At 72.5% G+C, this 18,679-nt stretch carries 20 protein-coding genes; 6 read left to right on the plus strand and 14 right to left on the minus strand.

The features are described 5' to 3' along the window. The first annotated feature begins 25 nt into the window (after window positions 1-25). The 6 genes from ACFT32_RS01260 to ACFT32_RS01285 are packed head-to-tail and all read left to right on the plus strand — an operon-like array spanning window position 26 to window position 6,774. Window positions 26-1,165 (plus strand): ABC transporter ATP-binding protein, encoded by a 1,140-nt coding sequence (locus ACFT32_RS01260; RefSeq protein ID WP_382484400.1) that lies wholly within the window; start codon window positions 26-28, stop codon window positions 1,163-1,165. Window positions 1,166-1,169: 4 nt separating this feature from the next. Next, window positions 1,170-2,906 carry an ABC transporter permease gene (locus ACFT32_RS01265; protein WP_382484402.1) on the plus strand — a complete coding sequence of 579 codons (1,737 nt, stop codon included), beginning with the start codon at window positions 1,170-1,172 and terminating at the stop codon, window positions 2,904-2,906. 14 nt (window positions 2,907-2,920) lie between these two features. After that, window positions 2,921-3,724, plus strand: coding sequence for an SDR family NAD(P)-dependent oxidoreductase (locus tag ACFT32_RS01270; protein WP_382484404.1), 804 nt, complete (start codon window positions 2,921-2,923; stop codon window positions 3,722-3,724). A 37-nt stretch (window positions 3,725-3,761) separates the two neighbouring features. Next, on the plus strand, window positions 3,762-4,964 hold the full coding sequence (locus ACFT32_RS01275) for an acyl-CoA dehydrogenase family protein (RefSeq protein WP_382484407.1): 1,203 nt from the start codon (window positions 3,762-3,764) through the stop codon (window positions 4,962-4,964). Then, window positions 4,961-6,004, plus strand: a complete 1,044-nt coding sequence (locus ACFT32_RS01280; RefSeq protein ID WP_382484408.1) for a phosphotransferase family protein — start codon at window positions 4,961-4,963, stop codon at window positions 6,002-6,004. The genes ACFT32_RS01275 and ACFT32_RS01280 overlap by 4 nt, the downstream gene beginning before the upstream one ends. A 44-nt stretch (window positions 6,005-6,048) precedes the next feature. Next, window positions 6,049-6,774: an SDR family NAD(P)-dependent oxidoreductase gene (locus tag ACFT32_RS01285; protein ID WP_382486998.1), complete on the plus strand. Its 726-nt coding sequence runs from the start codon at window positions 6,049-6,051 to the stop codon at window positions 6,772-6,774. Here ACFT32_RS01285 and ACFT32_RS01290 read toward each other — a convergent pair. From ACFT32_RS01290 to ACFT32_RS01355, 14 genes are all read right to left on the minus strand, one after another. Continuing rightward, window positions 6,744-7,862: an MBL fold metallo-hydrolase gene (locus ACFT32_RS01290; RefSeq protein WP_382484410.1), complete on the minus strand. Its 1,119-nt coding sequence runs from the start codon at window positions 7,860-7,862 to the stop codon at window positions 6,744-6,746. The genes ACFT32_RS01285 and ACFT32_RS01290 overlap by 31 nt on opposite strands. Beyond that, window positions 7,859-9,409: a class I adenylate-forming enzyme family protein gene (locus ACFT32_RS01295; protein ID WP_382484412.1), complete on the minus strand. Its 1,551-nt coding sequence runs from the start codon at window positions 9,407-9,409 to the stop codon at window positions 7,859-7,861. The genes ACFT32_RS01290 and ACFT32_RS01295 overlap by 4 nt, the downstream gene beginning before the upstream one ends. A gap of 50 nt (window positions 9,410-9,459) precedes the next feature. Then, the gene (locus ACFT32_RS01300) at window positions 9,460-9,780 is read right to left on the minus strand and encodes an EthD family reductase (RefSeq protein WP_382484414.1); all 321 of its coding nucleotides are present in this window, start codon (window positions 9,778-9,780) and stop codon (window positions 9,460-9,462) included. Window positions 9,781-9,817: 37 nt separating this feature from the next. Further along, the gene (locus tag ACFT32_RS01305; protein ID WP_382484416.1) at window positions 9,818-10,186 is read right to left on the minus strand and encodes a hypothetical protein; all 369 of its coding nucleotides are present in this window, start codon (window positions 10,184-10,186) and stop codon (window positions 9,818-9,820) included. A gap of 17 nt (window positions 10,187-10,203) precedes the next feature. Then, window positions 10,204-10,554, minus strand: a complete 351-nt coding sequence (locus ACFT32_RS01310; RefSeq protein ID WP_382484418.1) for a nuclear transport factor 2 family protein — start codon at window positions 10,552-10,554, stop codon at window positions 10,204-10,206. Between the two features lie 96 nt (window positions 10,555-10,650). Continuing rightward, window positions 10,651-11,277, minus strand: coding sequence for a TetR/AcrR family transcriptional regulator (locus tag ACFT32_RS01315; RefSeq protein ID WP_382484420.1), 627 nt, complete (start codon window positions 11,275-11,277; stop codon window positions 10,651-10,653). A gap of 60 nt (window positions 11,278-11,337) precedes the next feature. After that, window positions 11,338-12,150 (minus strand): enoyl-CoA hydratase/isomerase family protein, encoded by an 813-nt coding sequence (locus ACFT32_RS01320; protein ID WP_382484422.1) that lies wholly within the window; start codon window positions 12,148-12,150, stop codon window positions 11,338-11,340. Beyond that, window positions 12,147-12,908 (minus strand): SDR family NAD(P)-dependent oxidoreductase, encoded by a 762-nt coding sequence (locus ACFT32_RS01325; RefSeq protein ID WP_382484423.1) that lies wholly within the window; start codon window positions 12,906-12,908, stop codon window positions 12,147-12,149. Before ACFT32_RS01325 ends, ACFT32_RS01320 begins: the two co-directional genes overlap by 4 nt. Further along, complete coding sequence (locus ACFT32_RS01330; protein WP_382484425.1) at window positions 12,905-13,681, minus strand: SDR family oxidoreductase; 777 nt, start codon at window positions 13,679-13,681, stop codon at window positions 12,905-12,907. The genes ACFT32_RS01325 and ACFT32_RS01330 overlap by 4 nt, the downstream gene beginning before the upstream one ends. Beyond that, the gene (locus ACFT32_RS01335) at window positions 13,678-14,892 is read right to left on the minus strand and encodes an acyl-CoA dehydrogenase family protein (RefSeq protein WP_382484426.1); all 1,215 of its coding nucleotides are present in this window, start codon (window positions 14,890-14,892) and stop codon (window positions 13,678-13,680) included. Before ACFT32_RS01335 ends, ACFT32_RS01330 begins: the two co-directional genes overlap by 4 nt. A 27-nt stretch (window positions 14,893-14,919) precedes the next feature. Further along, on the minus strand, window positions 14,920-15,891 hold the full coding sequence (locus ACFT32_RS01340; protein ID WP_382484428.1) for a phosphotransferase family protein: 972 nt from the start codon (window positions 15,889-15,891) through the stop codon (window positions 14,920-14,922). Next, window positions 15,888-17,138 carry an acyl-CoA dehydrogenase family protein gene (locus tag ACFT32_RS01345; RefSeq protein ID WP_382484431.1) on the minus strand — a complete coding sequence of 417 codons (1,251 nt, stop codon included), beginning with the start codon at window positions 17,136-17,138 and terminating at the stop codon, window positions 15,888-15,890. Before ACFT32_RS01345 ends, ACFT32_RS01340 begins: the two co-directional genes overlap by 4 nt. A gap of 16 nt (window positions 17,139-17,154) precedes the next feature. Further along, window positions 17,155-18,324, minus strand: coding sequence for a thiolase family protein (locus tag ACFT32_RS01350; RefSeq protein ID WP_382484434.1), 1,170 nt, complete (start codon window positions 18,322-18,324; stop codon window positions 17,155-17,157). Further along, window positions 18,321-18,674, minus strand: coding sequence for a Zn-ribbon domain-containing OB-fold protein (locus tag ACFT32_RS01355; protein WP_382484436.1), 354 nt, complete (start codon window positions 18,672-18,674; stop codon window positions 18,321-18,323). The genes ACFT32_RS01350 and ACFT32_RS01355 overlap by 4 nt, the downstream gene beginning before the upstream one ends. Window positions 18,675-18,679: the final 5 nt, after the last annotated feature.

An 18,679-nucleotide genomic window follows, 5' to 3' on the forward strand; every position in this document is an offset into this window, starting at 1 on the left:
TGCGAGCTGATGTAAGGAGTTGTCCGTGTCCCACGTGCGCATCGAGGGTCTGACGAAAAGGTTCGCCGGCAAACCGCCCGCGGTCGCCGTGGACGATCTGTCACTGGAGATCGAACCGGGCGAGTTCATCGTGCTCCTCGGCCCGAGCGGATGTGGGAAGACCACGACCCTGCGCTGTCTGGCCGGTCTGGAGACACCCGACGAGGGACGCATCTCGCTGGGCGACCGGACCGTGCTGGATCTGCGCGACAAGGTCGACCTGCCGCCGAACAAACGGAACATCGGGATGGTGTTCCAGTCGTACGCGCTGTGGCCGCACATGACCGTGCGCCGCAACATCGGCTATCCGCTGCGAACCCGGCGGGTGGCCCGTGAGGAGGCGCGCGGGCGGATCGAGGAGGCGGCGCGGCTCGTCGACTGCGCCGCTCTCCTCGACCGCTACCCGGCACAGCTCAGCGGCGGTCAGCAGCAGCGGGTCGCCCTGGCCCGGGGCCTGGCCGCCCAGCCCGATCTGGTGCTCTTCGACGAGCCGCTGAGCAACCTCGACGCCCGGCTGCGCGACCAGGTCCGCGCCCAGCTGCACGAACTGCACGCGCGGCTGGGCTTCACCGCCGTGTTCGTCACCCACGACCAGAGCGAGGCGCTGGCCCTCGGCGACCGTCTGGCGATCATGAGGGCGGGGCGGATCGAGCAACTCGACACACCGGAGCGGGTCTTCGAGGAACCCGCCACCGAGTACGTCGCCGGCTTCATCGGTATGTCGAACCGCCTCGCGCTGCGGCGCACGGGCGGGGGGTGGACGGCCGCCGACGGCCTCGCCGTGGCGGGCGAGCTTCCGGTGCCCCGCTCGCCCGCGGAGGTCACCGTCCGGCTGCGCCCCGACGACCTCCAGCTCCGCCCGGCCGAGGAGAACCCGCCGGCCCATGGCGTCGGCCTCGTGGCGGAGGTGGTGGACGCACAGTTCGGAGGGCGTCACATGGACGTGGTCGTCACGATCGCGGACAGCCGGCTGCACGCCCGGGCGCCCCTCACCGGCACGCCCTGGGCCCGGGGTCTGACGCGCGGACAGCGGGTGACCGCCTGGTTCGCCAAGGACACGGCCCTCTACTACGACGCCGACGGGGTACGGACAGCCGCGCAAACCCCCGCCACGGTGAGGGCGTGACGCCGTGACCGCACCCGTCGTATCCGCGCCCTCCGCCACCGCGGCCCCGCCGCCCGACCCACCGCGTCCCACCACGCTCTCCTACCTGAAACGCCATCTCCCCCGGCTCGGCGCGCTCGTCTTCCTCGCCGCGATCGGCTATCTGGTGGTCGCACCACTGGTGGGCCTGCAACGGCTGGCGTTCGAGGACAATGCCCGCGGCTACAGCACCGCCTTCGACGACCCGGACATGGCGAAGACGCTGTGGACGACGGCCGCCCTCGCCCTTGGCTCGCTGACCATCGCGCTCGTCCTCGGCACGTTCCTGGCCTGGGCGGCGACCCGGCTCCCGCCCCGCCTGCGGCTGCTGCGCGTCCTGCCCATCCTGCCGATCGTGGTCCCGGCCGTGGCATCGGTGACCGGCTGGGCGTTCCTGTTCTCGCCCCGCCCCGGCTACCTCAACGCCGCACTGCGCCGGCTGCCCTGGTGGAGCCACCTCCAGGAGGGTCCGGTCGACATCTACACAATGCCGTGGATCGTCCTCATCACCGGCTTCGGCCTGACCGCCTTCGTCTATCTGTTCGTCAGCGCCGGCTTCGGCAACATCAACGCCGAGCTGATCGAGGCGGCGCAGGTCAACGGCTCCTCGCCCGCCGGGGTGTTCTTCCGGGTGACGCTGCCGCTGTTGCGCCCGGTGCTGGTGTACGGCGGGTTCGTGGCCCTGTTGCTGGGACTCGGCCAGTTCACGGGACCGCTGCTGCTCGGCAGGAACAACGGCATCGACGTGCTGACCACCGACATGTACGTCGCCGTGTCGCAGAGCCCGGTCGACTACGGCAGGGCCGCCGCGATCGGCTCGCCGCTGCTGCTCTTCGGTATCGCCGTCGTCTTCTTCCAGAAGGTGATCCTCGGCGACCACAGCCGCTTCGTCACGCACGGCGGCAAGGCGTTCCGGTCCGGCGGACGGCCGTCGTGGGTGGCGGTCACCGGCATCGTCCTCTACGGCCTGGTGGCCCTGGCGCTGCCCCTGGGCGCGCTCATCGTCGTGTCGCTGTCCTCCTTCTGGAGCGGCAGGATCCAGCCGAGCGGCTTCACGCTCGACAACTTCCGCCAGGTGTTCCAGGAGTCGGGGATCACCGACGCGATCGTCAACAGCCTCGTCACCTCGGTCATCTCCGTCGCCATCGCGCTCCCGCTCGGTTTCGTCGCCGCCTCGCTGCTGCTCAAGGGGCGGCGCTTCCGTGTCATCCGGGCCGCGGTCGACTTCATCGTGGCGATGCCGCTCGGCATCCCGGCGGTGGTCTTCGGCGCCGGGTTCCTGCTCACGTACAGCCGTGAGCCGTTCATCCTCTACGGCACCCGAACGGTGATCGTCCTCGTCTACGTCACGCTGATGCTGCCCTTCGCCACCCGGATGCAGCTGTCCGGGATGGTGGCGCTCGGTGACACCTACGTGGAGGCTTCGCGGACCAGCGGGGCGGGCGCGCTGCGGACCACCACCGACATCGTGCTGCCGCTGCTGCGTCCCACGATCGCGGGGGCCGCGGCGCTGATGTTCGTGCTGCTGACCCACGAGTTCACGGCCTCGCTGCTGGTCCGGGCGCCCACGACGCAGGTCATGGGCACCATCCTGTTCGACTACTGGTCCAACGGCTCCTATCCGCTGGTCGCGGCGATCGCGCTGGTCATGACGCTGGTGACCTCGGCGGGCGTCTTCGTGGCCATGTCGGTCGCGGGCTCCGACATCTTCGAGAAGCTGTGAACAGGGGCAGGGGCATGGGTTCACTGGACGGCAGGTCGGTGCTCGTGACGGGTGCCGGCCAGGGCATCGGGCAGGCGATCGCCGTGGAGATGGCACGCCGGGGCGCGGCGGCGGTCGCGGTCGCCGACCGGAACGAGGCCACCGCGGCCGGGACAGCCGATCTCGTGCGCACCGCCGGGGCCGAGGCGGAGCCGATCGTCTGCGACCTGCGCGACCGTGACCAGGTCGAGGCCATGGTGGCCCGCGCGGCGGAACGGTTCGGTGGGCTGGACGTCCTGGTCAACAACGCCGGGGTGATCGAGTCGGCGTTCGTGGACCGGCCTCAGGACCGCGCGGTGGACACCCTCCCCGAGGAGGTGTGGGACGCGGTCTACGAGGTCAATCTCAAGGCCGTCTGGCTCACCACGAAGTTCGCCGCGCCCCATCTGCGGCGCTCCACTCGCGGCCCGTCGATCGTCAACACGGCGTCGGTGTCAGGGCTCACGGGCTTCGCCCGGGCCCCGGTCTACGGCACCACCAAAGCGGGCGTCATCCATCTCACCAAGGTCACCGCGGTCGACCTGGCGCCGGTGCGCTGCAACTGCTTCTGCCCCGGTGTCATCGAGACGCCCCTGGCCCGGGACTTCTTCGAGGCGGCCGACGACCGCGACGCCATGGAGCGGGAGCTGACCGCGCCGCAGCTCGTCCGACGGCTCGGCCGGCCGGAGGAGGTGGCGGGGCTCGCCTGCTTCCTGGCCTCCGACGACGCGGCGTTCATCACGGGTGCCTCGTACGTCGTCGACGGCGGCGCGCTCGCGTGGCGCGGGGTCAGGGAGTGACCCGTACACCACCACATACACGATCGAGAGGGGCCGTATGGCCATCGACTTCGATGTCGACCAGGACGTCGCCGACATCGCGCGGCGGACGGCCCGTTTCGTCCGGGACACGGTGCTGCCGGTGGAGGAGCGCTGCCAGGGGGACGTACACGCTGGCCCCGAGCCCCTGCGGCGCGAGCTTCAGAAGGCCGCCCGCGCGGCGGGCGTGTTCGCCCCTCATGTGCCGCGTCGGTGGGGAGGGCTCGGCCTTGATCTGCGGGGTCAGGCGGTCGTCTTCGAGGCCGCGGGCTACTCGCTGCTGGGCCCGCTGGCCCTCAACTGTGCCGCGCCCGACGAGGGCAACACGCATCTGCTCGAAGCGGTCGCCACCGAGGAGCAGAAGGCTCGCTTCCTCGCTCCCCTGGCGGCCGGGGAGTCCCGGTCGTGCTTCGCGATGACGGAGCCCTCCCCCGGCGCCGGCTCCGACCCGCGTGCGCTGGCCACGACGGCGGTCCGGGTCCCGGGCGGATGGCGGATCAGCGGCCGCAAGTGGTTCATCAGCGGAGCGGACGGGGCCGCGTTCACGATCTGCATGGCGCGCACCGGCGGCGCACCCGGCGACCCGGGCGGCGCGACCATGTTCCTGGTCGGAGCCGGCAACCCGGGCATGAAGGTCGTCAGGAACATCGGCACCCTCGACCGTGCCCTGTTCGCCGGTCACAGCGAACTCGCCTTCGAGGACTGCGAGGTGCCGGACGACGCGGTGCTCGGCGAGGTCGACAAGGGATTCGAGTACGCGCAGGTGCGTCTGGGGCCCGCCCGGCTGACCCACTGCATGCGCTGGCTCGGGGTGGCCCGCCGGGCCCAGGACATCGCCCTGGACCGCGCCGCCCGGCGTACGGCGTTCGGCGGGCCCCTGGCCGAACTGGGCATGGTGCAGCAGCAGCTGGCGGACTCGGAGATCGACATCGAGACGAGCCGGGCGGTGCTCTGGCGTGCCTGCTGGGAACTCGACCGGGGCAGGGCCGGCGCCCAGCACACCTCCATCGCGAAGACCTTCGTGTCCGAGGCCGTGGGCCGGGTCGTGGACCGCGCGATGCAGATCTGCGGGGCCCTCGGCATCTCGGAGGACATTCCGCTGGCCGCCCTCTACCGGGAGGTCAGGCCGTTCCGCGTGTACGACGGGCCGTCGGAGACCCACCGGTGGGCCATCGCCAAGCGGGCGGTCCGGGCGGCACGGGAGCGGGAGGGCGTGCGGTGACGGCCAGCGGCGAGGACGCCGTGGCGGGGGTGGATCTTCCCGCGCTGCGGCGTTTCTTCGAGCGCGAGGTCCCGGGGTGTTCCGGACCTCTGGACGTGCGTCCGCTGCTCGGCGGCCGGTCCAATCTCACGTACCTCGTGACCGACGGCACGCACCGCTGGGTGCTGCGCCGGCCGCCGCTGGGCACGCTCACCCCCACCGCGCACGACATGGACCGCGAGTACCGCGTGATGGCCGCGCTCGCCGACACCGGGGTCCCGGTTCCGCGGACCGTGGTCTCCTGCGCCGACGCGTCGGTGATCGGGGCGCCGTTCACCGTCGTCACCTTCGTCGACGGTGATGTGCTGCGGGACGGCGCGCAGGCGGCCGAGCTGTCCGGGTCGGACGCGAGGCGGTGCTCCGAGGCGCTGGTCGACCAGCTGGTCGCGCTGCACTCCCTCGATCCGCACGAGGTCGGGCTGGGCGGGTTCGGGCGCCCGGACGGGTATGTGGAGCGGCAGGTGCGGCGCTGGCGCGGCCAGTGGGACCGGGTCGCCACCCGCGAGCTGCCCGAACTGGACGCGCTGCACGGGAAGCTGGAGCGAGGCCTGCCCGAGCACGATGGCGCCGGGTCGGTGCTGCACGGTGACTACCGGCTGGACAACGTCATCCTGGACGCCGCCGACCCGGGGCGGATCGCCGCGATCGTCGACTGGGAGATGGCCGCGCTGGGCGACCCCCTCGCCGACCTCGGGCTGCTGCTCGTCTACTGGGACCCGGCGTGTGAGGCGGTCCTCGGGGAGGGGCATGTCCCGGCGGCCAACCCGGGCTTTCTCTCCGCGTCCGAGCTGGCGGAACGGTACGCGGTGGGCTCCGGCCGCGATGTCTCCGCACTGCCCTTCCACCGGGCCCTCGGGTATTTCAAGCTGGCGGTCATCGCGGAGGGGATCCATGCCCGCCATCTCGCCGGGCGCACGGTCGGCCCGGGCTTCGGCCGGGTCGGCTCGGCGGTGCCCGCGCTGCTGCGCTCCGGTCTGTCGGTCGATCTGTCGCGTGTCTGAGAAGGGATGTGGGTGGCGTGGTGAGGGAAGCCCGGCTCTCGAAGGTGGCGCTGGTGACCGGTGCCACGGGAGGCATCGGCGAAGCGATCGTGCGACGGCTGGCGGCCGAGGGCGCGACCGTGGTGGTCACCGATCTCGATACGGACCGCTGCGAGAAGCTCGCCGGGGAACTGCCGGGCGCTGCCCTGGGGCTGCGACTGGACGTCAGCGACGAGACGGCCTGGGAGACGGTCGTCGCCGAGGTGACCGAGCGTCTGGGCAGCCTGTCGGTGCTGGTCAACAACGCGGGGATCGCCGCGATGGGCACGGTGGAGACCGAGACCCAGGAGTCCTGGGACCGGGTGATCGGCGTGACGCAGACCGGTGTGTGGCTCGGCATGAAGCACGGCGGCCCGGCCATCGAGCGCTCCGGCGGCGGCTCCGTCGTCAACATCGCCTCGATCTTCGGCACGGTCGGCGGCTTCGGCGCCCAGTTCTCGTACCACGCGGCCAAGGGCGCCGTACGGCTGATGACGAAGAACGCCGCGCTGCACTGGGGCAAGCGCGGTGTGCGGGTCAACTCGCTGCACCCCGGGTTCATCGAGACGCCCCTGTCCCGGGAGCTGTGGCGGGGCACGCCCCGGCTGGCCGCGATGATCGAGGGCACCCCGCTCGGCCGGCTGGGCACGACCGAGGAGGTGGCGGCCGCCGTGGCGTTCCTCGCCTCGGACGACGCGGGCTTCATGACCGGCTCGGAGCTCTATGTCGACGGCGGCTGGACCGCCCGATGAAGCCCGGCCGGCTCCGGCACCGGGACGGATCCCCGCTCGCCGCCGGTGTCGGCGCCGGCCTCGCACCGGGCGTAGCGGTGCACGCCGTCCACGGAGGCGCGGGCGGCACGGCCGCGGGCCACGAGGACGTCCAGATGCGCCGCCGTCTCGTTGACGGCCAGCATCCGGTTGAAGGGGCTCAGATCCTCGAACGGCACCTTCCGCCGGGTCCATCCGAGTTCCTGGGCCACGGCGTGGGCGTCGAGGGTGCGCCCGCCGAGGACCGCGAGGGTCTCGCCGAGCCGGTCGTCGTGGTGGGCCAGCAGCTCCGCGACCCTGCCGTGGACGCTGGGACCGACCGGTCCGTGCGCGGGCAGCAGCGCGGCGTCGGCGAGCGTGGTCATGAGCCGCAGCGATGCGAGGTAGTCGCCCAGCGGCAGTCCGGGGCCGTCGCCCAGTTCGAAGCCGATGGAGGGGGTGATGTGCGGCAGCACGTGGTCCCCGGAGAACAGCAGCCCCCGTGCCTCGTCGAGGTAGACCACATGGCCCCTGGTGTGGCCGGGTGTCGGCACGACGCGCAGGGTCCGGGCCCCGAACCGCAGTTCCTCCGCCTCCAGCCAGCGGTCGGGCGCCTCCCATACGGCGGGGTCGAAGCCGCCGTGGTCCATCGCCTCGATACGGTCGGCCAGTTCTCCGGCGCCCGCCCGGCGCAGCGTCCTGAGCGATCCGACGGGCTGGTCGGTGCGCAGTTCGCCGAGCAGTTCCAGTCCGCGCCGTTCGCCCGAGCCGAGGTAGACGCGGGAGCCGAGCAGGCGGCGCAGTTCCACGGCCTGGGTGTAGTGGTCGCGGTGGATGTGGGTGACGAGGATGTGGCTGATCTCGGCGAGGTCGTGGCCGAGGCCGGCCAGGGCGTCCTCCAGCGCCTTGCGGGACTCGGGGATCGACCACCCGCCGTCGATCAGTACCAGCCCGTCGTCCTCTTCGAGCACGTAGACGTTGACGGCCCGCAGCCCGTCCTCCGGCAGCGGCAGCGGTACGCGGTGCACTCCGGGCCGTACGGTCTGGGCTCCGCCCTGCGCCCACTGTCCACGGTCGAAACGGGTCGTCATACATCTCCCAGCTCAGATGGTTCGGGTCGCGCGCCGGGCGGTCCCGGCACGACGGGAAGCAGCGCGTGCAGTTCACGGGCGAGTTCCCGGGCGCCTCCGCGGTCGAGCTTGCCGACCCTGGTCTGCGGCAACTCGCCGACGGTGAAGGCGAATTCGGGCCACTTGGCCTTGGACAGGCCGGTGCGTTCCAGATGCGCGGTGATCTCGTCGAGGCCGAGGTCACCGCTGCCGTTCTCGGAGACGACGAGCACGGCCGAGCGTTCGCCGAGCAGGGGGTCGGGCACCGGTGCGACGCAGACGCGGGCCACCTTGGGGTGGCTGGCGACGGCGCGTTCGATCTCGGTGATGTCGAGGTTGCGGCCGCCGCGGATGATGACGTCCTTCTCCCTGCCCATGACGGTGACGGTGCCGTCCGGGGCGGTCATCAGCAGGTCGCCGGTGGGGAGGAAGCCGTCCGGGGTGAGAGCCGGCGGCTCCACCTCGCCGTCGCGGGCGTACCCGAGGAAGAGGGAGGGGCCGCGGACCTCGGCACGCCCCGTCTCCCCCACCCCCAGGACGGTCCCGTCGGCCGCGACCGCCCTCAACTCGGTCCCCGGGAAGGGGCGGCCGTCCCGGCCGAGTCTGATCTCCTCGGTGTCGTCAGGGCGCGGTGAGGTGTGCCCGAGGCACTCGGACATGCCGAACACCCGAAGGATACTGGTGCCCAGCGACCGCTCGGCGCGGGCGAGGGCGCCCCGGTCCATGGGGCCGCCGCCCACCGTGATCGCGCGCACTCCGTCCAGAACCCGCGATCCCGAGGCCGCCGAACCCAGCTGCAGGGCCATCGTCGGTACGCACATGGTCCACCGGACCTTGTGCCCGGCCAGCCGGGTGAGGGCGGCCGCCGGGTCCCAACGGCCCGTCAGCACCAGCGGCCCGGCGAGCATGAGGGACATGCAGACCCCGAAGCAGTACGCGGCGGTGGAGGACAGCGGGACGAGGGCGGCCACCGCGTCACCGGCGCGCAGCCCGTTGATGTCGCGGGTCCGGGAGCAGGCGTAGCGCAGGGCCGTCTCTGACTGGACGACGCCCTTGGGGCGCCCGGTGGAGCCGGAGGTGAAGCCGATGACGGCACCGCCCTTCCAGCGGCTGACGTCCCTCGGGCCAGGGGCGGCCAGGAGGGTCCAGCCGTCGAGCGCCTCGGCCGTCCACCCCGCCGGCAGTCCGGGCCCCTGCCACTCCCGCAGCGCGGCCGGCTCGGCCACGACGACGTCAGGCCGGATGTCCTCCAGGGCCGCCAGGAACTCCGCGCTCGTGGTGTGCCGGTTCACGACGGCGAGTACGCCGCCGGTCATCCCCGCGGCCAGGGTGGCCACGACCGTGCGCCAGGAGTTGTCGGCCTGGACCATGACCGTGCCGCCCCGCGTCCCGTCCGGGGTCATGGCCTCCGCCAGGGCGGCCGCGCGCTCGATGAGGTCCCGCGCGCCGTGGCGGCCGTCGTCGTCGATGACGGCGGTGAAGTCGCCCTCCTCGGCCCGCTGCCGGAACTCCCGCACTGTCTGTCGCATCCCGCTTCCTCGCCTCGTCTCGGGAAGGTTCCTCGCCTGGCCGGGACCGGTCAGCCCGTGTACAGCTCCCTCTCGTCGCCCATGACGGCGATCCTGCGGCCCTTCATGTCGCCGACCTGGGCGACGGCCGCGGCCCATTCCGGGCTGTCCAGGGCCTTGCGCAGGTCCTCGGGGGTGTCGAAGCCGAGGATCGAGACGCCGTCCCAGCCCTCGGAGCGCGGCTCCAGGGCCGCGTCGATCTCGGTGTGCCGCCAGGAGCGCAGTCCGGGCAGCCGGCGGGTCAGTTCGGCGTGTTCGCCCCGCCACCAGTCGATGAACCGCTCATGGGTCCAGTCGGGCGGCCGCGAGGCCAGCAGGATGAGGTTGTACATGGCACCTCCCGATGCGGGACGAGCGGCGTCGATGGGGTCAGGCGAACAGCAGGGCGGGTGAGCGGCCGATGAGCAGCCGCCGGACCTTGCCCGACTCGTCCAGCCGTGCCGAAGCCACGAAGCTGGCCTCCGGCACTCCGGAGCGCCGGACCTCGCCGAGGAACAGTTCGTCAGGGCCGTTGGCACTGGCGGTCAGCAGATGGTGGGTGCGTACGCCCTGCTCGCGCTGCGCGAGGTAGCCCTCCATCTCGGCCCGGCCGCCGTGGAAGTCCGTGGCGCCGTCGCCGCCGGTGGAGAAGAGGATGGAGAACGAGAAGTCGTCGCTGATCAGATCGAGGATCCGGGACGCGTCCTCGCTGTCCAGCAGCGCGAACCACGCGCTCAGGAACGGTGCCGGACTCGGCATCTGTGGTGTGCCTCCCGTCATGGCCGGTCGATGAGGTCGAAGACGGGCGTGAAGTAGGACTGGTAGCGCGCCATGAGACCGGAGGGCGAGACGACGGCGGCCGACAGGAACGCGCCGGTCGGTGTACCCGCCTCCACCACGAAGCCGTAGGCCGTCTCGAGATCCCGGTCCACCGAGTGGCGGACGATCTCGTGCACACGGTCCCCGGCGTTCCGGCCGGCGAGGTACGCCGCGAAGTCGGCCCTCGATTCCCCGGTCTTCTCGCCGTCCGGCAGGGCGAGGAGGAACCGGAACCCCGGCTCCAGGAGCGCCAGTGCCTTTTCCGGGTCCTGACCGTCCATCCTGGCCATGTACTCGCGGAGCACCATGGTCACCGTCCTCCCGCCCAGAGCATCAACCTGAGTTCAGTTCAGTTTGAATATAATGCGGAGGCCCCGCCCTCACAAGAGGGCGGAGCATGAGCCCTACTCCCCGACCATGCGCACCACGCAGCCCTCGATCAGGTCGCTGATCTCCGGCAGCGGGATCGCCCCGGCCGGGCGGTACCACCGCCACACGCTGACGATCATGCCGAGCACCGCCAGCCCGAGCATGTGCGCGTCCCGCACCGGGAAGGCGCCCTTCGCCATGCCGCGCATCAGCAGATTCGTCCAGTCCCGCTCCACCATCTGCACCAGCTGCCGTGCCGCGATCCGCTCGGTCTCCTCGCGCTTGGACTTCCGCGGCGTGGCGAGCAGCGACATGTTGGCCTGCAGCACGCGCATCTGCCGGATCTCGTGCTCCGACACCGCGAAGGCCGTGCGGACCCCGGCCCGCAGCGCCTTGACGGGGTCCGGCTCACCGGCCGTCGCCTCGGTGAACATGTCGTGGGAGCGCTGCAGCTCCAGGCGCATGATGGTGAGCAGGCAGTGCGCCTTGGACTCGAAGTAGTGGTAGAGCGCGGTCTGTCCGATCCCGACGCGGTCGGCGACGTCGGACCACTTGGTGGTCTCGTAGCCGGTCTCGCCGAAGTACTCGACCGCGGCCTCCAGAATGGCCGCCCGCTTCGACCTGGGTCCCTGGTCGGGATCCACGATCCGCGCCCTCGCCATTGCCTCTCCCCTGCGCTCCACGGCCGGCGCCAGCCGCCGACCGGATGTCTGAGGGTAGACCTACTTGAACTCGGTTACGAACCCGGCTCGGGCCCGGGCCCAGTCCGGGTCGCGCTTGGCGAGGAACGCGGCGACGCCCTCACGGCCCTCGGCCGAGACCGCGGCATCGGCCAGGTGGCGGGCCTCCTCCTCGAGGTGCCCGTCGAGGCCAGTGGAGAGTCCCGCCGCGACGAGGCGCCGGGTGGCGCCGAGCGCTCCGGTGGCTCCCCGGGCGAGCGCCGCCGCCGTCTCCGCTGCCGCCCCGGCCAGCCTGTCCGCCGCGACGACCCTGCTGACCAGGCCCATCTCGGCCGCCTCGGGCGCCGCGATCCGCCGGTTGGTCAGCAGCAGGTCCAGGGCCCGCTTGGGGCCGACGAGCCGGGGCAGCGACCAGCTGACGCCGGCGTCCGGTGAGTACCCGATGCCGGTGTAGGCGGCGACGAACGTGGCGTCGGACGCGGCGAGCGTCAGATCGGCCGCCGCCGCGAGTCCGAGGCCGGCTCCCGCGACGGCGCCCTGCACGGCGGCCACCAGCGGGGCGTCCAGTCCGGCGAACACCCGCAGCGCACCGTGCAGCGCGTCCGTGACCGCGGTGAGATGCGCGGCCAGCCGGTCTCCGGACAGCGGGGCGAACTCCCGCAGGTCGCCCCCGACGCAGAAGGAACGCCCCTGCCCGGTGAGCAGCACCGCCCGCACGCCGTCGGTCCTCGCGCAGGATCCGGCGGCCTCCAGCAGTGCCGTGGCCATGGCCAGGTCGATGGCGTTGCCGGCCTTCTCGCGGCACATCTCGACGTGCGCCACGCCCGCCCCGTCGACGCGGACCGTGACACTCACCGGGCCGTCCATCCACCGTCGGCGGTGAGCACCTGACCGGTGCAGTAGGAGGAGGCGTCCGACGCGAGGAACAGCAGCGCCCCGTCCAGCTCGCCCGGTGCGCCGCCCCGGCCCAGCATGGTTCCCCGTTCGACCCACCGGCGGGAGCGGTCGTCCGCGAACAGTTCCTCGGTCATCTCCGAGCGGAACCAGCCCGGCGCGAGGGCGTTGACCCGTATCCCCGCGGGGCCCCACTGGCCGGCGAGCTCGCGGGTGAGCCCGATCAGGCCCGCCTTGGAGGCGGCGTAGGAGGCGCCTCCCAGCGGGGCCCCTGCCACCAGGCCCAGGATCGAGGAGACGTTCACGACGGACCGGCCCGGGGTGTCCGAGGACTCGGCCATCAGCCGGGCGAGGTGGAAGGGCGCCACCAGGTTCACCGTGAGCACGGCCGCGAAGTCCTCCGCGCTCTCGTCCTCGGCCCGCACGGCTCCCGCCCCGCCGGCGTTGTTGACCAGGACGTCGAAGCGTCCGGTGGCCGCGAGCGCGCTCTCCGCGAGCCGTACGCGGTCCGCCTCGCGCGAGACATCGCAGACCACGGGGTGGATGCGGGGTTCGGTGTCCGCCAGTTCCGTCAGCCGGTCCAGCCGCCGGGCCGCGGCGAACACGGTGGCACCCGCCTGTGCGAGCACACGGGCGAACCGCGCGCCGAGCCCAGCGGACGCGCCCGTGACCACCGCCGTACGGCCGTGCAGGGAGAAGAGAGCAGCCGCCGGGGTCACTCGTCCACCCCGATCGGCAGCACGGTGGCGCCGCCGTCCAGCACCAGCGTCTGGCCGGTCATCCAGGACGAGGCATCAGAGGCCAGGAACAGCGCCGCGTGCGCCACGTCCTCGACCGTGCCCAGTCTGCGCAGCGGGAGCTTCGCGGTCAGGACGGGCTCCCTGGGCTCCCACACGGCCCTGGCGAGCTCGGTCTTGATCAGGCCGGGGGCAATCGCGTTCACCCGTGCCCGCGGGCCGAGTTCGTAGGCGAGCTGCCGGGTCATGTGCAGCATCGCGGCCTTGGTGGCGTTGTACCAGCCGATGTGGGGGTCGACGACCAGTCCGCCGACGGAGGCGATGTTGACCACCGCTCCCCCGTGCTCCGACATCCACGCCCGCCAGGCGCAGCGGGTCCAGGCGACCATGCCGTACTGGTTGACGCGTACGGTCTTCTCCGCGCGCTGCGGATCCAGATCGAGCAGATCGCCCATGTACGGGTTGGTGGCCGCGTTGTTGACGAGGACGTCGAGGCGGCCGAACCGGGCCACGGTCTCCTCGACGCACCGCTCGGCCTGGTCCGGCTCCCCGGCGTTGGCGACGACCTCGTGGACATCGCCGTCGCCCTTGCGCCGCAGCAGCTCCGCCCTCGCTTCGGCGAGCCCTTCCGGTTTGCGGGCGGCGATCACGACATGCGCGCCCGCCTCGCGGTACGCCTCGGCGATGCCCAGGCCGATCCCGCGCGAGCCGCCGGTGATCACGGCGACCCGGTCGCGCAGTGGCTGTCCGTTCACGTCTGCTCCTTGGGGTACTTGGCCAGCTCCCGCCGGGCCACCGTGCGCAGATGGACCTCGTCCGGCCCGTCCGCGATGCGCAGCGCCCTGGTGATCGCGTACAGCCGGGCCAGCACCGTGTCGTCGCTGACTCCCGCCGCGCCATGGGCCTGCACCGCCCGGTCCACCACGCGGTGCGCCGTCTCCAACGCCGCGACCTTGATCGCGGCGACCTCGGTGCGGGCGGCGGCGTTGCCCTGGGTGTCCATCAGCCAGGCCGACTTCAGCACCAGCAGCCGGACCTGCTCGATCTCGATGCGGCTGCGGGCGATCCATTCGCGTACGACGCCCTGGTCCGAGAGGGGGCCGCCGAAGGCGCTCCGGTTCATGGTCCGGCGGCACATCAGGTCCAGGGCCCGCTCGGCGAAGCCGACGGCGCGCATGGCGTAGTGCATGCGGCCGGGGCCGAGCCGCCCCTGGGCGAGGGCGAAGCCCTCGCCCTCGCCGCCGAGGAGATTGCCGGCCGGCACGCGTACGTCCTCGAAGAGCACGTCGCCGTGGCCGCAGCGGTCGGTGTACCCGAACATGGGCAGGTCGCGCAGGACGGTGATGCCCGGGGTGTCACGCGGGATCAGCAGCATGCTCTGCTGCCGGTACGTCTCCGCGTCCGGGTCGGTCACGCCCATGAGGATGATCAGCGCGCAGTCGGGGTCGAGGATCCCGGAGGTGTACCACTTGTGGCCGTTGACGAGGTAGGAGTCGCCGTCGCGGGTGATCCGGGTGCGGATGTTGCGCGCGTCGGAACTGGCGACCTCGGGCTCGGTCATGGCGAAGCAGGACCGGATGCCGGCCGTCAGCAGGGGCCGCAGCCAGCGGTCCTGCTGCTCGGGCGTGCCGTAGAGGGAGAGCAGCTCCATGTTGCCGGTGTCGGGGGCGGAGCAGTTGAACACCTCGGGGCCCATGACGGACCGCCCGGCCAGCTCGGCGAGCGGGGCGTACTCGAGGTTGGTCAGGCCCGCGCCCCGGTCGCCGTGCGCCAGGAAGAGGTTCCACAGGCCCTCCGCGCGGGCCTTCTCCTGCAACTCGCGCATGACGGCGGGCTGTCGGTGCGGGTTGTCGGCCTCGGCGAGCTGCCGGTCGTAGACGGCCTCGGCCGGGAGGACGTACTCCTCCATGAACGCGCCCATGCGTGAGTGCAGTTCGCGCGTCTTCGGGGAGAGCTCGAAGTCCATGCCTGTCGCTCCTTGCGTGTCGCTCGCTCAGCCAAGGATGTCCCGTGCCGTGCGGATCATCGCCGCGATGGTCGGTGGCAGCCGTTCCTGGTCCGGGTCGTGGTGCTTGCCCTCGCGGTGACGGCGCAGGTTGTGGCCCATGATCGCGGCCATCTTGGTGCGGGCCAGGGCACGGAACCAGTCGAAGTCGGGTGGGGGCGGACGACCGTCGAGGTAGGCGGCGAGCAGTTCGTCCTCGGTGGGCAGGCCGGGGATCTCGCGGCCGAGGCGGGGGAAGTTGCGGTGGTCGGCGAAGAGGAGGAACCAGGCGAGATCGATGCGTGGGTCTCCATGGCCCCAGATCTCCCAGTCGACGACGGCGGCGGGCCGTTCGCCCGCGCACAGGACGTTGCCCAGGCGGAAGTCGCCGTGGGTGAGGACCGGCGGCAGTCCCGTGGGCACGCTCGCGGCGAGCGCTTCCGTCAGTTCCCCGGCGCCCTGCCGCAGTTCGGCGGGTACCGCGCTCATGGTGCGGCTCCACCGGTCGAGTTCGGCGGCCGGATCGAGGGGGTCGGCGACCTCGAGGGCGGGCGGTCCGGACCGATGCAGCTCGCGCAGGACGGCCGGGAGCGCCAGCATCCTCTTGCGGCACAGGCCGGCGTCGAGCCGATGGTCGTCGAGGACCGGTTCGACCGCCTCGCCGGTGACGAACTCCATGGCGAACCAGGCGGGTCGGCTCTCGTCGACGGCGACGACGGCCGGTACCGGCACCGAGCCGGCTTCGGCGAGCGCGCTCAGGACGCGGGCCTGGCGCAGCACGTCGTTGCGGCCGACCGGCCGTTGTCCCGGTGGGACGGCCTTGATGACGTACGACGCCGAGCCCGCGGTGATGGAGAAAGTGAGGCCCGAGTGGCCGCCGGGCAGGGTCTCCAGCTCCCCGAGCCGTACGCCGGGATGCAGGGCGCGGAGCCGTTCGCGCACCCGCGCGGTCAGTCCGGTCTCCTCGGTGAGCCGGCTCAACGTGGGTCCTCCTTGCGGTACTTGGGTTCCCTTGGCAGCCCCAGCACCCGTTCGGCGAGGATGTTGCGCTGGATCTCGTCGCTGCCGCCCGCGATGCTGTAGCCGGGAGCGCCGAGCAGATGCTCGGTCCAGGCGAAGGTGCCCCACTCCCCCGTGTCCGCGGCGAGGCGCGGGCCGAGCAGCTGCTGGACCAGGTCGGTGGTGGCGCGCATCGTCGCGGTGGCGTAGAGCTTGCCGACGGAGGCCTCGGCGCCGGGCTCGCGGCCGGCTACCAGGGCAGCCGTCACACGCAGGCCGATGACCCGCTGGACGAGGGTACGGACGAACAGGTCGGCCGCCCGCTGCTGTTCCCCGCCGGTGAGCGGCCGGGGCAGGTGCCGGGCGAGGTCGAGGGCGCGGTCCGCGTTGTCCAGGCCGAGCGTGCCGGAGTCCAGCCGTTCGGCGGCCAGCACGGTGAGCGTCACGCGCCAGCCCTCGCCCACGGGGCCGAGCCGGTCGGTGTCGGGGACCCGGACGTCGTCCAGGTAGACCTCGTTGAAGCTGGAGCCGCCGGTCATCTGCCGGATGGGCCGTACCGTGACACCGGGAGCGTCCATCCGGACCAGGAAGACCGTGATGCCGGCGTGCTTGGGCACGTCCGGGTCGGTGCGGCAGACGGCCACTCCCCAGGTGGCGACGCGGGCACCGGACGTCCAGACCTTGTGGCCGCTCAGCACCCAGCCGTCGCCGTCCGCGTCGCGGATCGCCTTGGTGCGGACGGCGGCGAGGTCGGAACCCGCCTCGGTCTCGGAGAAGAGCTGGCAGGCGAGTTCGTCGGTGCGCAGCATGGGGCGCAGCCAGCGCCGCTTCTGTTCCTCCGTGCCCCAGATACGGACCGCCGGGGCCACGAGCTGCTGTGTGACGGGGAAGATCTCGGTGCGCCGGGGCACCTCGAAGGGCGCCTCCTCGGCGCGGTACACCTGCTCGTAGTACGCGGGCAGCTCGCGGCCGCCGTACTCCTCGGGCCAGCCGAGGGCGCCCCAGCCCTGGTCGTAGCGGGTGCGTTCCCAGGCGCGGATGCGCTCGGTGTGGGCGCGTTCCTCGTCCTCGGTCCAGTTCTCGAACACGGACACGGAGTCGTCGCCGCTGCCCCACTCCTGTCCCCGTGGGCCTCGGTGGTCCGCCACGGCCGACAGCCAGCGGCGGGCTTCGGCCCGGAACTCCTCGGGGGCCGGCACCGGTGCGGGCACCTGGTTCTGAGGTTTCACCTCCGCTCCCTTCCGTTCAGCGGGCCAGCACGGTGCACGCGCTGACGCCCGGCGCTCCGTAGACATGGGTGAAGCCGGTGCGCGGGCCGCCCGGGACCTGGCGTTCGCCCGCGCGGCCGCGCAACTGCTGGACGATCTCGTGCACCTGGCGCAGCCCGGAGGCTCCGACGGGCTCGCCGTTGGCGATGCAGCCGCCGTCGGTGTTGACGGGCAGCGTGCCGCCGATCGCGGTCGCGCCCGTTGCGATCAGCCGCTCCTGCTCGCCGTGTGCGCAGAATCCGCATTCGGCCATGTGCATCACCTCGGCGCCGCTCTCGGTGTCCTGGAGCTGGCAGACGTCGATGTCGTCCGGGCCGATGCCGGCCTCCTCGAAGGCGGCTCTCGCGGCGTCCGTGCTGACGCTGGTGGGTGTGCCGCCGGGCGCCCAGGGGCTGAAGACCTCGAAGGAGCCGAACCGGCGGGTGCGGACGACCGCCGCGCGCAGGGCGACCGGGGTGGCATTGGTGGCACCGCTCAGCTCGCGTGCGACCTCCCGGCCGCACAGCACCAGGGCTACCGCGCCCTGCCCCGGCGAGCAGAACATGTAGCGGGTCAAGGGGTCGTTGACCAGGCCCGAGGCCAGGATCTCGTCGGCGTCCAGCGGCTTGCGGCGCCAGGCGTGCGGGGTACGGACCCCGTTGGCGTACGCCTTCTCCGCGACGAGGGCGAGGGTGCGCGGGGTGATGCCGTGGTCGTACATGTACCGCTGGATCTTCATCGCGAAGAACTGGGTGGTCACCATGAGGCCTTCGCTGCCGTAGGCCTCGTCGAGTCCCCAGTCGGCGGGCCGCGGGTCGAAGGCTCCGCGCGGGTGCTTGTCGAAGCCGACGGCGAGGGCGACGTCCGCCGCGCCGGAGCGGATCGCGCTCACGGCGGACACCAGGGCGCTGCCGCCGGTCGCGCAGCCGTTGCGGACGTTCACGAACGGCAGTCCGGTGAGTCCGAGCCGGGTGACCAGGGTGTCGGCGTTCCCTGCCGCGTCGCTGCCGCCGAACGCCGCCCGCACCCGGGACCACGGCAGCCCGGCATCGGCCAGTGCGGCGTTCACGGCCTCCACCGCCAGCTGCATTCCGGTGGCGTCCGACCGGCCGAAGGGGGTGATGCCGACGCCGCAGACCAGGACGTCGGCGGCGCCCGCCCCGCTCACACCGTCACCTCGGCCGGGCGGGCGTGCGGCACCCCGTCGCCCGCCGCGACGGTGACCCGCATACCGATCCGCACGTCCTCGGGGCGTACGCCGTCCAGGACGGCCAGGACCCGTACCCCTTCGGGGAGTTCGACGTAGCCGACCGCGAAGGGCCGGAACCCGTCGTCGGGGGCCGTGTACGGCGGCGACTTGGGCGCATGCCGCTGTACGGTCCAGGTCCACAGCGTGCCCTCGCCGGAGAGGACAACCGGCGCGGCCGGCCCTCCGCAGTTCGGGCACGCGGGGTCCGGCGGGTAGACGGCGACCTCACAGCGCGGGCAGCGAGACCCGCGCAGCGCGCGAGCGGGCACGGCCG

The organism is Streptomyces sp. NPDC057002 (genome assembly GCF_042673825.1).
In the GTDB taxonomy this organism is placed as follows: Bacteria; Actinomycetota; Actinomycetes; order Streptomycetales; family Streptomycetaceae; genus Streptomyces.

What these genes read in the sequence shown, in the direction of transcription:
- ACFT32_RS01295 (WP_382484412.1), bottom strand. Translation starts at nt 9,409, where the DNA reads ATGCGACAGACAGTGCGGGAGTTCCGGCAGCGGGCCGAGGAGGGCGAC.
- ACFT32_RS01300 (WP_382484414.1), bottom strand. Translation starts at nt 9,780, where the DNA reads ATGTACAACCTCATCCTGCTGGCCTCGCGGCCGCCCGACTGGACCCAT.
- ACFT32_RS01290 (WP_382484410.1), bottom strand. Translation starts at nt 7,862, where the DNA reads ATGACGACCCGTTTCGACCGTGGACAGTGGGCGCAGGGCGGAGCCCAG.
- ACFT32_RS01275 (WP_382484407.1), top strand. Translation starts at nt 3,762, where the DNA reads ATGGCCATCGACTTCGATGTCGACCAGGACGTCGCCGACATCGCGCGG.
- ACFT32_RS01310 (WP_382484418.1), bottom strand. Translation starts at nt 10,554, where the DNA reads ATGGTGCTCCGCGAGTACATGGCCAGGATGGACGGTCAGGACCCGGAA.
- ACFT32_RS01315 (WP_382484420.1), bottom strand. Translation starts at nt 11,277, where the DNA reads ATGGCGAGGGCGCGGATCGTGGATCCCGACCAGGGACCCAGGTCGAAG.
- ACFT32_RS01305 (WP_382484416.1), bottom strand. Translation starts at nt 10,186, where the DNA reads ATGCCGAGTCCGGCACCGTTCCTGAGCGCGTGGTTCGCGCTGCTGGAC.
- ACFT32_RS01335 (WP_382484426.1), bottom strand. Translation starts at nt 14,892, where the DNA reads ATGGACTTCGAGCTCTCCCCGAAGACGCGCGAACTGCACTCACGCATG.
- ACFT32_RS01270 (WP_382484404.1), top strand. Translation starts at nt 2,921, where the DNA reads ATGGGTTCACTGGACGGCAGGTCGGTGCTCGTGACGGGTGCCGGCCAG.